Genomic DNA, 14624 nt, shown 5'->3' on the forward strand with positions numbered 1-14624 from the left:
CGGGAATGCCCTTCAGAACGAGGGAAGAAGGTCGTCGTCGTCGCGGGTGACGGCGTGGGCTCGGCGTACGGAGCTGGATGCGCCTGCTGCCTGGTGCATCTGGCTGCGGTCGGCTGTGACGTCGGTCTCGTCGTCGAGCAATCGCTCCTCGAAGGGGCTGGGCTCGCTCACAGCCGGTACGGCTTCGTCGAACAACGCCAATTGCTGCTTGAGGCCGCCTTCCTCGCCGACGCTCTGCATGAGCTCGCGATATGGCAAGGTTGCGAGGCGGAGGTCGGTGGTGCGCAGTTGGCCGCGCCAATCGTCAGTGCGGACCGGCGGCCGGTCAGCATACGCGTCATCCGCCAAGACTGGTGGCTTGCGCAGACGATTGACGAAGTTTGCGTCCTCATAGTGCCGCAGCTTGATCGCCCGGACCGGTGCAAGGCCCGACACCAGCACGATGGCTTGGTAGGGCGGTAACTGCATCACTTCGCCTGGCGTCAGCAAAGGACGAGCGGTCTCCTGACGGCTGACCATGACATGGCCAAGCCAGGGAGCCAGCCGATGACCGGCATAGTTGCGCTGTGCGCGTAGTTCGGTTGCAGTACCGAGGGCGTCCGAGATCCGCTTGGCAGTGCGCTCGTCATTGGCGGCGAAGGCAATGCGGACGTGACAATTGTCCAGGATCGCGTTGTTCTCGCCGTAGGCCTTGGCGATCTGGTTGAGCGATTGCGCGATCAGATAGGCGCGGATGCCATAACCGGCCATGAACGCGAGCGCGCTTTCGAAGAAGTCGAGCCGGCCAAGTGCGGGAAACTCATCCAGCATCATCAGGAGCTGGCGGTGGGTGCGGTCGCCTGCCGTGGTGTTCAGCGTCTCGGTCAGACGGCGGCCGATCTGGTTGAGGATCAGCCTGATCAGCGGCTTGGTCCGGCTGATGTCCGACGGCGGAACAACGAGATAGAGCGTGACCGGCTTGTCGGCACTCACGAGGTCCGCGATGCGCCAATCGCAGCTTTCCGTGTTTCGGCTGACGATGGGATCGCGATAAAGTCCCAGAAAGCTCACAGCGGTCGAAAGGACACCTGAGCGTTCGTTTTCGGACTTGTTGAGTAGCTCTCGTGCGGTCGCGGCGACGACGGGGTGCACCTTCGGCTCCGCTTCGGTGCCAAGGTGATTGGTCGCCAGCATGATCCTGAGCGTCTTCTCAAAGGACTGCGCGGGGTCGGCCAAGATCTCGGTGACGCGGGTAAGCGTCTTCTTCTCTTCCGCATAAAGGACGTGGAGAATGACGCCGACCAGCAGCGAATGGCTGGTCTTCTCCCAATGGGTCCGGCGTTCGAGTGCCCCTTCGGGGTCGACCAGGATGTCGGCGATGTTCTGGACGTCGCGGACTTCGGCCGCTCCTTTGCGCACCTCAAGCAATGGATTGTAGCGGGCGCTTCGCGAGTCCGTCGGATTGAACAAGAGGCAATGCGAGAACGTCGAACGCCAACCGGAGGTCAATTGCCAGTTTTCGCCCTTGATGTCGTGCACCACCGCCGACGACGTCCACGACAGCAAGGTCGGGAGCACCAATCCCACGCCCTTGCCCGACCGGGTCGGCGCAAAGCACATGACGTGCTCGGGTCCATCGTGGCGCAGATAGTTGTTATCGAGACGCCCGAGAAAAACGCCCTTGGACGCGAACAGGCCGGCCGTCTTGATTTCCTTCGCCGTAGCCCACCGTGCCGAACCATAAGTCGTCACCAACTGGCTTTGACGCGCGCGCCACACCGAATTGACGATAGCAAATAGCGCGCCCGCAATGCCGCCGGCGGCGGCGATGGCTCCGCCCTCCTCGAATATCTCGGGCGCGTATGCCTCGTAGGCAAACCACCATTCGAACAGTCGCCAAGGCAGATACACGCGGTAGCCGACAATCAAGAACCAGGGTTCGCCGAGACGCTGCTGATACCCGAGAGCTGCAGCGGTCCATTGTGTTGCGCCCCACGTCGACACGACGACGATGCCGAACACGACGGCGACCTGACCCACATAGATTCTTGCTGGAAACATTCACCGCCCCGTCGCCCGCGTTACGCCGGCGGCGAGATGAAAACGATGAAAGCCGCGCGCCTTCAATCGAAATAAAAATGCGTACTTTCAGGAAGCGCGAGTGTGATCCAGCTCGGTCTGTCGCGAGGTTCGAAGGTCAAGCTCAGAGTAGCGTTGTCGAACAGCTCAACAGAGTGTGAAGGCCTGGCGCAAATTTCGTCTTGCTGCCACTCGCTCACGCGGCAATCGGACTTCGACACCAACATGTTCTTTGCGCAAAACCGTAGACTGTGAGGCTCGACCGATTCCGTAGGACGACGCTTTCTCTAATTGGTCGCGAGATTGCCGAACAATTCGAGGACGCAGATCTTCATCCGAGAGACGGAACCGCTCGCGTTTGATGATGATGTCTTTGTCCGCAAAACTGATACGTCGACGGCAAGAGCGGCATCACGCTGAACGGCTCCGGGAGCATCGTGCTGCTGCTGGTGCTGGTCAAACGGTACCGACGCCGGAAGCGTAAAACCGGCTGGCTTGCCCCCAGCAAATCACGTTTGGTTGCCCTCGATCGAGGACTTCTCTTCAAGATCGTACTTGCCGGGGTCGGAGCCGAGTTCGCTGACACCCTTTGCGAGTGCTTTTTTTAGCAGCTTCAGGAATTCATCATCGTAGGTCGCGACGCTTGTCCGAATTGCGGCTTTCCACTGATCGCCACGATCCCAAGCTTCCATAAACGCAGAAGCCAGGTCGGCGTGCTGCCGGTTCTCGACGAGTGCTTCAATGATGGATCTTGCCTGAAGCCGATCCTTTGTGCTCTTGGCCGTCCCATCTCGGTCTTGTTGCCGTCGTGATCCAACGATGAGCTTGTGAATGGCATACCGCTCGGGAGATGGAATGAGCACAGGCACGCCGGCACCGTGCAGCAGTACCGCGCGGATAGGTTCGTAGATCAGATAGTCGAGGAAGCGGAGTGGAAACGCCGAGGCGCCGCCAAGCGCTGGCATCGGAACTGGCTTGCCGGCCTGGTCGTCGGACCACACATTCGGCGTCAGGAACTCCACCTTGAAATTGCCCCTCGATACGAATTGGGTGGAAGCCCTGCCATCGGCCTGGCTCGGGATTTCGCGAAAGGTCGTATCGACTTGTCGCAGCACCTCCAGGATGGGCGGCATGGAGTCGTTGATCGCTACCGAGATTTCGTGAAATTGAGCGAAGTCGGCGTCACCAGTCTGCATGGCGACCGCGTTAAGGCGTCGTCCGAGGACGGCGGAGTAGCACTGATAGGCAACGGTGCCGACGAGCACGCCTCTCATGCGGAAGAAGCCCGCCTTCGACAGCCCGTCCACCACTTGGCCGGCCATCGGCAGAGGACGAGGCAGATAGGCCTCGCGGGTCAGTGTCGAAACGAGGCGGCGGCGGCCTTTGAGATCGGCTTTCAGATCCTTGAATGCTTCGACCCTCTTGGTGATTTCGGGGTCTTCCACTGGCCCGACATAGCGGCGGTTCTGGCCACTTCCCTCAGGCTTTGGCGTGTCAAAGTACCAGTATTTTTTGCCCTTCACTTCGACCGCCACGAACCGACCGTTCGAGGAAAAGTCCGAGCTAAAGCTATCGTCTAGGCTTCGCTGGACGAGTTCCGAGTAAAGGGTCTGGTAGGTGATATCGAGGCCTTGGCTGGCGGGCATACGGGAACTCCGTTATACTATTTTCGCGAAAGTAGTATAACCTCCAACCCAGAAGCAAGCGAGTTATACTATTCTCACAAAAATAGTATAACTATTAATAATTTCAATGATTAAGCGGTTTCACAAATGACTAAGTCGGGAACTGGCCAGTTTCCGCAATCTTTCTCGCCTTTACCGGCCAATCCCGCGCTTGATGCTAACCGACCAGGATATGCCCTCCCCACCGAACTGACCGGCGACCAATTGCCCGCGCGCGCGCTCCAGCACCGGCCGCCAAGGCACCAGTACGAACTCGTGGGATCGCTCGATCATGGCGAACCGTCCGCTGTTCAGCGTCAGCATGCGCCGGTAGACGCCATCGATCTTGTCGCCGGCCTTGGCATCGACATGTGCAAGGCCGAAGCGCGCGGATATGTCAGCGGCGGTCCGCACCAGCTCGCGCGCCTTGAGCGTCTCGAGCATGTTTCGCGCAAAGCGCATCTGACCACCTTCCTCTCGCGCCAGCCCCTGCTCGATCAGCCACTGCCGCCTTGCTCGCAACGCGGTGTCGACTTCGGCGCCAAAGCCGGTTGACGCGAGCACGTCGCGCTCCTTCCCAACGAGCTTGCGATCAAGCCAGGTTGCGCCTAGTGCCTGCGGCAAATCTTCAAGCCTTTGCCATGAAAGCACCGCGGTCCGCACCGGATTGCGCGATTGCTGGAGTTTCTCGTATCGAAGCGCCCGGTCCAGATAATCGCGCCCCACGCTCCAACTGCCATCGGCAAGACGGCTTACCATCCCTTCGCGCCGCATCGCCTCCAGACGGCGAACGTGGGTTCCGACAAATTCGTCCGACGCTTGCGGGTCGAATTCCCGATGCAGACGCTCGCCATATGTGCCGTCATGGCTGGCGGCGATCCCAGCGATCGTCCAATCGATCGCGCGCGGTTCAGCAGCGCGCGACCTGAGCTCCAAAATCGTGCTCCGGACAGGCGGCTCTTCATTGGGACCGACGGCACCAATCTCGGCATAGTGCGTCCGTCCGTCCACCCCGTCGATCACGACATAGCGACGCTCCGTTAGTTCGTCCGCAAACCCCTCGCCAACGACCCGCCCGACCAGGCGACGATCACCTCGTTCTGGATCGAAGATCATGTAGTCGCCTGCCGCCCGAGAAATTCCTGCCGCCGCCATCTCACGGTGCATGGTCTTGATGATGTCGCCTCGTTCGCCCATCCGTCTGAGCCTGGGCTCCAGCTCGAGGTTGATCTGCCACCGGCCAAGCTCGCTCTCCTCGGCCAAGCCCATGCGCTCCAAGGTTCGCAGCCGCCCGATCCGCGCCGTTTGCCAGGCGGGCTCCCGTCCAGACAACGCGCCCAATTCCAGAACACCGCCCGGAGCATCTCGCAGAATGCTCCGGTCGAGCCGCGTCAGCCGCTCGGCCGTAATCTCCAGCGAAAGCTTGCGCGCGAGCTCGATCTCCGTTTCAGGGCCGAGCTCCCGCGTGATGAGCTCTGATGCCCGGGACCGAAAGCCATGAGCGATATATTCACGCGCGATGACGAGGTCGTTTCCTTCGCCATCCCTGCCGCGCAAGACGATGTGGGTGTGGGGATGGCCAGTGTTGAAATGATCGGCAGCAACCCAGTCGAGCCTGGTGCCGAGATCCTGCTCCATCTGCCGCATGAGATCGCGGACGAACGGCTTCAGGTCCGCCAGTTCCGCGCTGTCCTCCGGCGCAACGATAAACCGGAACTGATGGCGATCGCCGGTGCTGAGTTCGGTAAAGCTCTTGCCATCGGCGCGATCATTGCTGGCGTCATAAAGCTCCCCTGACTCGCCCTCGCGTGTAACGCCATCGCGCTGGACGTATCGCAAGTGAGCTCGCACGGCACCTAGGTCACCTGACTTGATCCGCACGATCCGGGCCTTGATTACGACGCGGCGTTCCCCCGGCTTCGTCCGCGCGCGGCCAACACCGCACCTTGCGCCCGGCCGCGGCCGATGCGGCTGCCGGTAAACGGCGAACCTGCCCGCACGCTGGCGCCGGCCTTGGCCGCTTCTTGCCGAATGCGCCGAAGATAGCCGGTCACCCTCCCGGCTTTGCGATTGCCGATCCGTCCGAGCTTCACATCGAATTCGTCGTCGATTTCGCGCATGGCCTGCATCCGGCGTTCGAATGAGCCCACGATATGTGAAGCCGAGGAGTGTCCGCCAAGACGCAGACCCAACTGCGCAGAAAGGCCATTGCGTTGGATCGAGCGTGGCGACAGCGAGGGCCAGGCGGCGCTAAATCTTGGATGTGCAGACAACCGCTTAGCCATCCCATGACGACAGTGCTTTTATCTTGCACTCTTAATCGGTCGTCTCATCTGCTCTGTCTCACCCATTGTCGCTTCCTCCCTCTGCTGTGACAAGACCTTTGCATCGACACGCCGCAGCGTCACAACGAGCGAGAGTCCGGGTGCGCCGTGCACTCTTGCGCGCTCAGCGACGGCCAGGTTTCGCTGCAGCAAGGCAGCGCGGACGCCGTCGCGGCGCATCTTTCCATCGGTGTGACGGAGCCACATCACAGGCACTTCAGCGTGGTCCAGGCGCCTCGCAAAGGGCGTGGCCACAAGCAAGATAACGTGCGTTCCGTCGTCGTGGATCTGCACCAGGTCTCATCCGCTGATCGCGGAGCTCCGTCTTCAAACCATCGCGTTCATCCCCTCAATCGATCTCCAAACTCGGCGCTCGCCGCCTCACGCCAGCGGCGCGAGCAGCCTGCGTTGCTTGACGGCGGCGCGGGCGCTGACGTCCGCTTTTGCAGCATCGGGATCGCCGCAATAGAACGTGCCATCGACCCACATCGCGTGCATGATCACGGCGAGCTTGCGCGCCACCGCCACGGTTGCCTTGCGGCGCGAAGAGCGTTTGGCGAGCGCCAGGCCCCAGCTTTTGACCTTGTCCTTCTTCTTGTAGCGGGTCAGAAGCGCGCTCGCCGCCTCGTACAGCGCGCGGCGCACATCGCCATCGCCGGCCTTGCTGATCCGGCCCTGGATGTCGATCGAGGCGCCGGACTGCCAGCGCCGCGAGGTCAAGCTAAAATACGCCGCGACGTCGCGCGAGCGCCTAAACCGGGAAGGATCGTCAATCGCGGTCATGAAGCTCAGCGCCGCGATCGGACCGACGCCGGGACTCTGCGTGAAGCGCCGGCACAGCGCGTGGCCGGCGACCAGCTTCACCACCAGATTGTGCAGCCGGCAATACTCTTTCCACAGCGCCGCCGGTGCATTGAGCATGGCGTCGATCAGCTCGCTGACCAGTGCGTCTTGGGCCACCGCGTCACGCACCGCTGGGGCAAAACCGCCCCGCCCTACAACCCACTCTGCTTCGTCATTGGCTCTGGCGGTTTCTGCCTTGCTCAAATTGCGGCAGCGTCTCAGAAGCAGATCGCACGACGAATTGGATTTCATCAAGCAGAGAAGCCATCACGCTGGCCCAAAACCAACGCTTCTCACGTGCGGCCGGTCGGGACAACGGCCGATACGACCCGTTCAGCGGCCCGACGATCGGCGCCTGACGCCACGCTAGAATCTCCTCGGATCAATGCAGAACGCCTCACAAGAGCAAGCTGCGGCTGGCCGCCTTTGGCCCGTGGCAAGCCTGTGTCCTCAAGGAAAAGCAAACCTCCAGGCTCCTCCAGAGCGGCGCCGTAAACACAGGAGGCCCCGCCTCCGAGGAGGCGGGGCTGATAATCTGTCGGGATCAGTCGCCGTTGCGGCGCGACCAGATCAGGGTGAAACCCTCCTCGCCCTCGACCTTGACCAGCGAGGCGTAGATCGGAGCCGGGAAGCTCGGATCGTCGAGCTTGACCGAGAGATATTCGCGGTCGCTGTCGCGGACGGTCTTCTTCCATGCGGCGCCGAACTCGGTTGAGCCTGCGAAGATGCGGTAGTCGGGAGCCTTGTCGTTGTCCTTTTCGGAGGCCGTGAACTTGGCCTTGATGTTCAGGGTCAGGGTCTTGATCGAGCCGGTGTAGCCGTTTTAGGTCAGCCGTCAACTGTCCTTCTGAAACGAAGCATCGGTGTTTGCTTCGTTATTTGCTGGAGGACACTTCCGAGATGTCCTTTAGCGCGATCGCGGCGCCCCGTGATGGAGCGCCGCGTCGATGGTTGAGCGCTTCAGCGCGACCAGATGAGAGCGAAGCCGTCTTCGTTCTCCACGAGGCTTGCGTAGATCGGAGCGGGGAAGCTCGGATCGTCGAGCTTGAGGGAGTGATACTCCCGGCCCGTCTCCTTGGCGACCTTCTTCCAGGCAGCCCCGATCTCGATGTTGCCGACGAGCGCGCGGAGGTCGGGCGACTTCTCGCTGTCCTTCTCGGCGACGACCAGGCGAGCCTTGACGCTGAGGTTGAGGGTCTTGATGACTCCGGCGAACGAACCGTCTTCGTTGCGGGTGAACGTACCGATCTGAGCCATAGGTCTTCTCCTTTGCTGTATCAGGTCGCGACCATCGCGGCCTTGATGGCGATCGGAAAACACCGGGCGACCGGCCCGCACCCGAAGGGCTGAAACGCAGTGGAAGGCGGCGCAGGGACGAGCTTCTTGCCTCGCGAGGAAGCCGCGCGGAGGCGTTAGCCGAGCACGGCGGGGAAGAAGGTCGTCATCGCGCTGTTGCGGGAACGAGGGCGGGCTGCGCAGCAGCCGAACGCGGTGTGAGATACGCCAGCAAGAAAGGCCGCAATGGACGCACTTCTGGACAGCCCTGCGAAGGAGAGACTCTGGCTTACGGCATAGAAACACCAACGACCACGGTCTGACGGACTATCGAGACACTTCCTGCGCATTGGCCACCCTCGTCATCCGAGAAGCTGCGAGGACGACATGATCCAGCTTCGTCCGGCAACGAGCTATCGGTGCATCGTGCGGCAAGAAGGCTGGGCGGGAAACGACATCATCATCGACCCTCTCCGTGCTCACCGACCGACGATCGTAGCAACTGGGGGCGACGACGGTGATCAAGCTCCTTCGTTAACTGCGCGATGCGGTGCTCGGCCCTGTCGGCACGGCGTTCCGCTTCGGTCGCGCGCCGCAGGAGTCCGGCATTCTCGGTCGCGAGCTGGCGAAGCTGACCCTGCATAATATCGACGGCGATGCGTTGTTCGGCGGCCTTCTCGGCGACGGCGGCGATCCGATCAGGAGCCCGCCGCTGCTGACGGACGCGGATCAGCTCGTCGAGGATATCGCGGTGATTGGCGTAGATGGCATTACGTCCAACGCGCGCCTCCCTCGCGAGAGCTGCGACGGTCAATTGCCGTTCGATCATCGGAGACCCCACGGAGCTGCGGGCCAGGCGGTCGAGGGCAGCGCGCAGCTTCTCGGCTGTCGCTTGCACGCGCCGATCAAGTGGGTTTGCGGCCGTCATCTTCGGCATGGGCTCCTCCTGTAGCGGAAAGATCGGAAAGGACACGCTCGCACTCGGCAATGCGCGTTCTGGCGAGAGCGATGCTCGATGCATCGAGTCGATCGTCGGCGACCAAAGCGATGTTGCGATCAAGGCGCGCTTGCCAGACCGGGCGGTGCCGCTCAGTGACTGCGAAGTTAGCGCAGCTCATGCAGGTGCTCTCGGTGCGCCACAGCGGGTTCGGACCGCGTTCGTCCCCCATGCAAGCGGCGGACTCGACGCGATAGACACAATACCCCCAGTCGCAGACGCCGAGCCGCATGCCGCTCTCCTCGATGAGGAAATCGACATAGCCGGCGAGTTCGCCGTCGCGGGTCCGGCCGCGGAAGCGCGACCGCGACGACAGCATGCGCCCCGCCTTGCCGCCAAGACGCGACGCGGTGAGCAACTCCTCGAGCGCAGATCGCGTCTCGTCGAGTGTTTGCGCATCGACGAGTTCGCCGAGATCAAAATCTGTTCCGACATAGGCGCTGTCGGTCATAATGCGGGTCACATGCCCGAAATGATGCTGCAAGGCATGAAGGCCGGTGCGGTCGCGCTTGCCGACGAAGCGGGCAAAGGTCTTACGGCCTTGGTGCGTGGTCAGACGCCAAGGCGTTCCATCGTCGTTGAGCGGCATGTCGATGAAAGCCGCAAATCTCTCGTTCAGACGGATAACGAGAGAACTGCCCGTTGGGACCTCCGGCACGCGGCGATCGATGATGCCGTTCCCGGCGATGGAGAGCCACAGGTCCAACCGGCCGCTCTGAGCGCGCAAGGGTTCTGAGAGACGGCGCAAGACGTCGACGGCACGCAGAACGGGCGGCGGCGCTGGCCAGAGGTGCGGCACGCCGGCATCGTTGCCGGCGGTCTTGAATATCCGGCCGCGGAGATAAGCAAAGGCTTCCGTCTTATCTGCGGACGGATGCTCCTCGACGCAGTGAGCATTGAGCGTCAGAATCTCCGAGGCTCTTGCGCCGACCAGATAGGCAATGGTGACGAAGCAAGCTTCCTGGATGCGATTGATCAGCCCGCGCAGGTGCCTCGTTCGCGTCAACGGCGGATGCCAGGGCACGTTCTCGCCCTCGATCGTGGAAAACCGAAATGAAGACACGAGTGCCCGGACGGCCTGCCGGTGAACGAAGAAGGAGCGACTTTGATCATCCATGCGAAACGGCACGGCCTGGTCGCGTAGTGCGATCACGTCATCGGCCGGCTGTCCGATGAGTCGGATCGCGGCCGAGACGAGCGGCACGGCGATGGCATCGGGCGTGAATGGCAGGCGCTGCACGGTATGGCGGCTGAATCCGGAATGAGCGCCTACGCGGTCTTCGTCGAACGGGTGCTCTGGTGGTGGGCATGCGAGCTTGCGCCGTTGCTGGTAGAGGGCGAGCAAAAGGTTGGCGTAGTCGTGACGGGTCCCAGGTCTGATCAGCGCGCCATTGTGTCTTCGTCGCCCGGCAATGTCGTGCATGAACCGGGCGGCGGCATCGCGATCGAGGTCGCCGAAGCTGCGCATTGCTTGGCCAGCCATCCATCGGATCAGGATGCGGAGCTTGACGGCCGCGGCAACAAGGGTTCTCGCGCGGGCGTGCCGCCTGCCTGGCGGCGGATCGAGGCGAAGCGACCACAAAAAGATGCGCGCATCTTCCAGCCAGCGGCCCCAACATGGGTCTGTGAAGCGGCTGCCGTCTGGCAGTTCGAAATCCCAATCGATCTGGAGCTGCGATCTCCGCAGGTCGGATCGCAGGCCATCGAGATGCCATTGCGGGTCCGACCATAGCGACTCTGCCGAAACCTTCTGCGGCGGATCAACGTCATGCGTGGGATCAGCTTGGAGCAGCATGATTACTCCAGCTCCGGCAGGGCGGGCATGTCGTTGGCAAGCGCACGCGCGGCCTCATGCATCGCAGCCGGGAAATCCGGAAGGATGTCCTGGGTGAGAATCCGCCACGACGGCGCGTAGAGGAGATTCCACCGTTGGGGGTCGAGCCGGTTGCGGGCTTGTTCGAACCGATCGATGGCGGCGAGGATACGCGCCAGATGTTCAGGGTCGATCGGGATCACGAGACCGGGACACGCAAGGCATCCGCCAAAATGCGGGCACAGGCGCTCGGCGCCATCTCGACCAGGAATGACCGGCGCGAGACAATCATGGGCGAAGGAAGCGGTGCCACGACGTTGGCCAAGCCGCAACGGCGCGCCTATAGGCTTGTCCCCGCGCACCCATGCGATCATCAGGTCTTGCAAGCGAGCGATCGTCTGGCGCTGTAAGCGTGTCGTCTCCTCGCTCTTGAGATACGTCTCGGTCGTCGCGGCGTTGGCGTGATTGAGGATCGATTGGGCCACGAGAATATCGCCGCCGGAGGCGCGATAGTGTTCGGTTGCGACAGTGCCGCGAAACAAAGCGGGCGCAAAGCCGGCGATCCGGGAACGCGTGCTGTCGGGATGTGCCGCGTTCCACTCATCGATGCGATGGTTGGCGCGCTTCGTGAATCGGAGGATAGCGCGCCTGAGGACGGAATGCTCGACCACCTCCGTGCGGCTACGAAGCGAATGGCGGGTGGACTCGGTATAGATGCTGCGCGTCAGAAATAGCCGATCCTGCTGCATGGGCGAAGCATCTGCAACAAGCGGTTCAGTCAGGGCCAGCATCATCGCGATCAGGTTCGGCGCGGCGTATCGTCGACGCCGATCGAACGAGCGGCGCTGCGCCTTCTGGAGACGCGCATTGGTCTTGGCCTTGTTCCAGTCGATGATCACGCGATGCTCGTCGAGCGGATGCGGGATGAGACAGTCGCGACGGATATGACGCAGCGGATCGGGATTGGCGGCGGTCTGGATGGCGATCGCCAGAAAGAACGGAACGAGCGTATCGGTAGTGATGTGAAAATACTGCGTGATGGTGCGATAGCCGCCCCAAGACTTGACGAGCGTGGCGGACTTGATCCCGTGTTCTTCGAGAACAGCCCTGTCGGGCATGCGACCGTCCTCGATGCGGCTGATCCGCCAAATCCATCGATCGAGCCCCTGACCGCGCAGTATCTTGGGCGGAAGCTCGGTGCGCCGGATGACATCCTGCCCATGTTGAAACCGGGCCCAGACCTCGTCGATCTCCTCGTAGCAGGCGCTGAGGATCGCCTTGATCTGATCGGACGGCAGCCGCCGGCGCGGTTGCTGATGCATTCGCCTGCCGGGAAAGGGATTCCAGGGAATCTCAAGATCGCGTGCGAGCGTTCCAGGTCGATTGCGCTGGCACCATGCGAGGAGCGGCCGAAATGTATTGAAGGCCGTGGCATGCGCACCGCGCGGCGCGCGGGAGGTCGACTGCGCCTTGAGCCAGAGCACGTAGCGGCCGAGCGCGGCGGTATCGACATCAGCCGCCGTCTTAATCGTCTCATCGTCGACAACGTAGCGGGCAAAGCGGAGGATCGCTGCCCAGGTCGTTCGGCGGGTCGTGGGCCTTTGGCCGACGCCATGCTCTCGGAAAGCCTGGACCATGAGCCCGCGCAGGTCGGCAGGCAGGCCGGAAAGCTGCTCGGGGTCGAACCGTTGGATTGGCCGACCTCCGGCATCGGTGAATATGACCTTATCGGTGATGAGGTCAGTTGCCGCATTGTCCGGCGCCGCAACCGTGATGCGCCGATTGATCGACTTCCTTTTACGCGCGGCCATGAGGCACCAACTCGCCGTAAAGATAGGCCAGGCTCTCGGCGAGCGTGTCGGCATGAAGTTCGACGCAGCGCAGATAGATTGCCGTTGACTGAATCGAGGCGTGTCCGAGCAGGACCTGCACAATCTTCAGCGGATTGAGATCTGGTGTTGTCGCCGCCTGCTTCTGCAGGCGCACGAGCATGGTCATCGCAAATGTATGGCGCAACCAATGGCCCGATCCTGTCAGCCCTGCCGCCTGAAAGGCCGTGCTGAACGCAGCGGAGAACCTCGCTCTCGACACGGGATCGCCGTTGCTGTTGAGGAACAGCGCTGATGACGGCCGATAACCGGGGCGGGTTCTGCGTCGGAGCTTCACCAGCGCCGCACGCTGTTCTCCTGCATACCAGTGGGTTCGGTCGATCAGCCGCAGCGGCGGATAGACGGTGCGCGGCCGGTCGCCCTTGGTCACGGTCAGCGGCATTCCGACGAGTGGGTCCACGTCGATGTCCACGTGAGCAACATCCGGCACCTGATGGAGCTGCAAGCCGCATAGTTCCTTGCGGCGCATGCCCGTGGCCAAAGCCCATTCGGCGATCAGGTCATAGGGCGACGAAAGATGCTGAAAAAGCGATTGGAGTTGATCGACGCGCAGCGGTCGCGGCAGACGTTCAACCTCCGAAACCGTCAGAGTGTTCGCCATCACGGTCGCAGGCCGATGATGCAAATGCGCCAGCATGCCCTGACGACGCACTGAGCGGAGCGACACCTCAACGTAGTCGAAGGGCAATGCTTCGATCAGACCGCGTCGATGCGCCCATGTATAAAAGCGGCAGACCGTCCGGATACGATCGTTCACGGTGGACCGGGCATAAGGTCGCCCGGTATGAGGGCTCGGCGTTGCCAGCATCCGATTCCGGTAGCCGGCGATCGTTCCCTCATCGGCGAGGCGCCAGTCCAGCTCGCTCTGCTCCAGGCTGTCGAACCAGTCATGCAGGTGCTCGCTATACGTCCTCAGCGTCTCCATCGCATGCGAGCGGCCGGGAATGGTGGCGAGTTCGATCAGGTAGCCGAAGGCAGGTTCGACAATCGACATCTGCGCGTCGAGCAAGATGGGGAAGCCTGCCGGAATCCCTTCAACACCGGGCACTGCCCGTACAATCGAAACCATCCTGCTCTCCGGTGACGAAGCACCCGGAGGTGCAAGAGGACATCGACATCGCCCAAGTGCTTACCGTGTCGATGAAACTGACAGATGACAGCACGCGAATAAAAGATACACGGAGCGCCTTCGGCGCGAGTCTTCCTTGAGATGCGAGGGGTTCCCCTCGCGCTCTCCCGTTCGCCACGTGGCAGAGGTGCAGGACTTCGCCTGCACCCCTTCAAATAGCTTGTCGTGTCGCCGCCGCGTCAAGCGTTGTCCTCGCTACGCTGCGGGAACGCTTGACTCGGACGTCTGCGTGCCAGGCTCTCAGGCAATGCCGCTAAAGGACACTTCTCAGCACATGACCTAAGCCGTTGTCGGAGGTGGTGAAGGTGCCGATGGTAGCCATGGTAATCTTCCTCTGTTGCTCGGGCCGCGCCCATCGCAGCCTCGATGGCTGTCCTTGGCCCGGGGAGCGATCGGCCCGCAGCCGCAAGGCCCGAAGCGCCAGCGGAGGACGGCGAAAGCCTGCTTTTTTGTCTTCCCGCGAGGAATGCCGCGCTTGGCGGCAGGGGAAAAAAGCAGGCGTGAGCCGTTGCGGGAAAGCGATCGAGGCTCTTGCCGTCCCTCGGGCCTGATCAGCCCATTCGAGGGTGCGTTGGTCGCGAGCCCATGAGCGAACTGACGACGATGATCGTGGCTTCCAGCCCCGGCACAGC

Annotated in this window: 8 protein-coding genes and 2 pseudogenes; all 10 read right to left on the bottom strand. The window is 62.1% G+C overall.

Annotated features, from left to right (window positions below; genetic code table 11):
- Positions 1 to 12: 12 nt before the first annotated feature.
- The 10 genes and pseudogenes from CWS35_RS28720 to CWS35_RS28770 all read right to left on the bottom strand — a co-directional run bounded on the left by CWS35_RS28720 (position 13) and on the right by CWS35_RS28770 (position 13932).
- Entirely contained in the window at positions 13 to 2040 is a 2028-nt protein-coding gene (locus CWS35_RS28720) for a conjugal transfer protein TraG (RefSeq protein WP_100954991.1), read from the bottom strand.
- A 527-nt stretch (positions 2041 to 2567) separates the two neighbouring features.
- On the bottom strand, positions 2568 to 3704 hold the full coding sequence (locus tag CWS35_RS28725; protein ID WP_100954992.1) for a GSU2403 family nucleotidyltransferase fold protein: 1137 nt from the start codon (positions 3702 to 3704) through the stop codon (positions 2568 to 2570).
- Positions 3705 to 3875: 171 nt separating this feature from the next.
- The gene (gene rlxS, locus CWS35_RS28730) at positions 3876 to 5966 is read right to left on the bottom strand and encodes a relaxase/mobilization nuclease RlxS (RefSeq protein WP_371682879.1); all 2091 of its coding nucleotides are present in this window, start codon (positions 5964 to 5966) and stop codon (positions 3876 to 3878) included.
- Positions 5967 to 6427: 461 nt separating this feature from the next.
- A pseudogene (locus CWS35_RS28740) lies at positions 6428 to 7045 on the bottom strand (transposase); the annotation flags it as partial.
- Between the two features lie 388 nt (positions 7046 to 7433).
- Positions 7434 to 7709 (bottom strand): annotated as a pseudogene (locus CWS35_RS28745) (DUF736 domain-containing protein); the annotation flags it as partial.
- Positions 7710 to 7849: 140 nt separating this feature from the next.
- A complete protein-coding gene (locus tag CWS35_RS28750) occupies positions 7850 to 8146 on the bottom strand; it encodes a DUF736 domain-containing protein (RefSeq protein WP_043854942.1) in 297 nt (98 codons plus the stop codon).
- A gap of 478 nt (positions 8147 to 8624) precedes the next feature.
- Complete coding sequence (locus CWS35_RS39160; RefSeq protein ID WP_063928869.1) at positions 8625 to 9101, bottom strand: hypothetical protein; 477 nt, start codon at positions 9099 to 9101, stop codon at positions 8625 to 8627.
- Positions 9070 to 10956 (bottom strand): integrase, encoded by a 1887-nt coding sequence (locus CWS35_RS28760; protein ID WP_043854944.1) that lies wholly within the window; start codon positions 10954 to 10956, stop codon positions 9070 to 9072. The genes CWS35_RS39160 and CWS35_RS28760 overlap by 32 nt, the downstream gene beginning before the upstream one ends.
- A 2-nt stretch (positions 10957 to 10958) precedes the next feature.
- Positions 10959 to 12839 carry a site-specific integrase gene (locus CWS35_RS28765; RefSeq protein ID WP_157817097.1) on the bottom strand — a complete coding sequence of 627 codons (1881 nt, stop codon included), beginning with the start codon at positions 12837 to 12839 and terminating at the stop codon, positions 10959 to 10961.
- A complete protein-coding gene (locus CWS35_RS28770) occupies positions 12772 to 13932 on the bottom strand; it encodes a tyrosine-type recombinase/integrase (RefSeq protein WP_043854945.1) in 1161 nt (386 codons plus the stop codon). The genes CWS35_RS28765 and CWS35_RS28770 overlap by 68 nt, the downstream gene beginning before the upstream one ends.
- Between the last annotated feature and the right edge of the window lie 692 nt (positions 13933 to 14624).

It is taken from the genome of Bradyrhizobium sp. SK17, from assembly GCF_002831585.1.
In the GTDB taxonomy this organism is placed as follows: domain Bacteria; phylum Pseudomonadota; class Alphaproteobacteria; order Rhizobiales; family Xanthobacteraceae; genus Bradyrhizobium.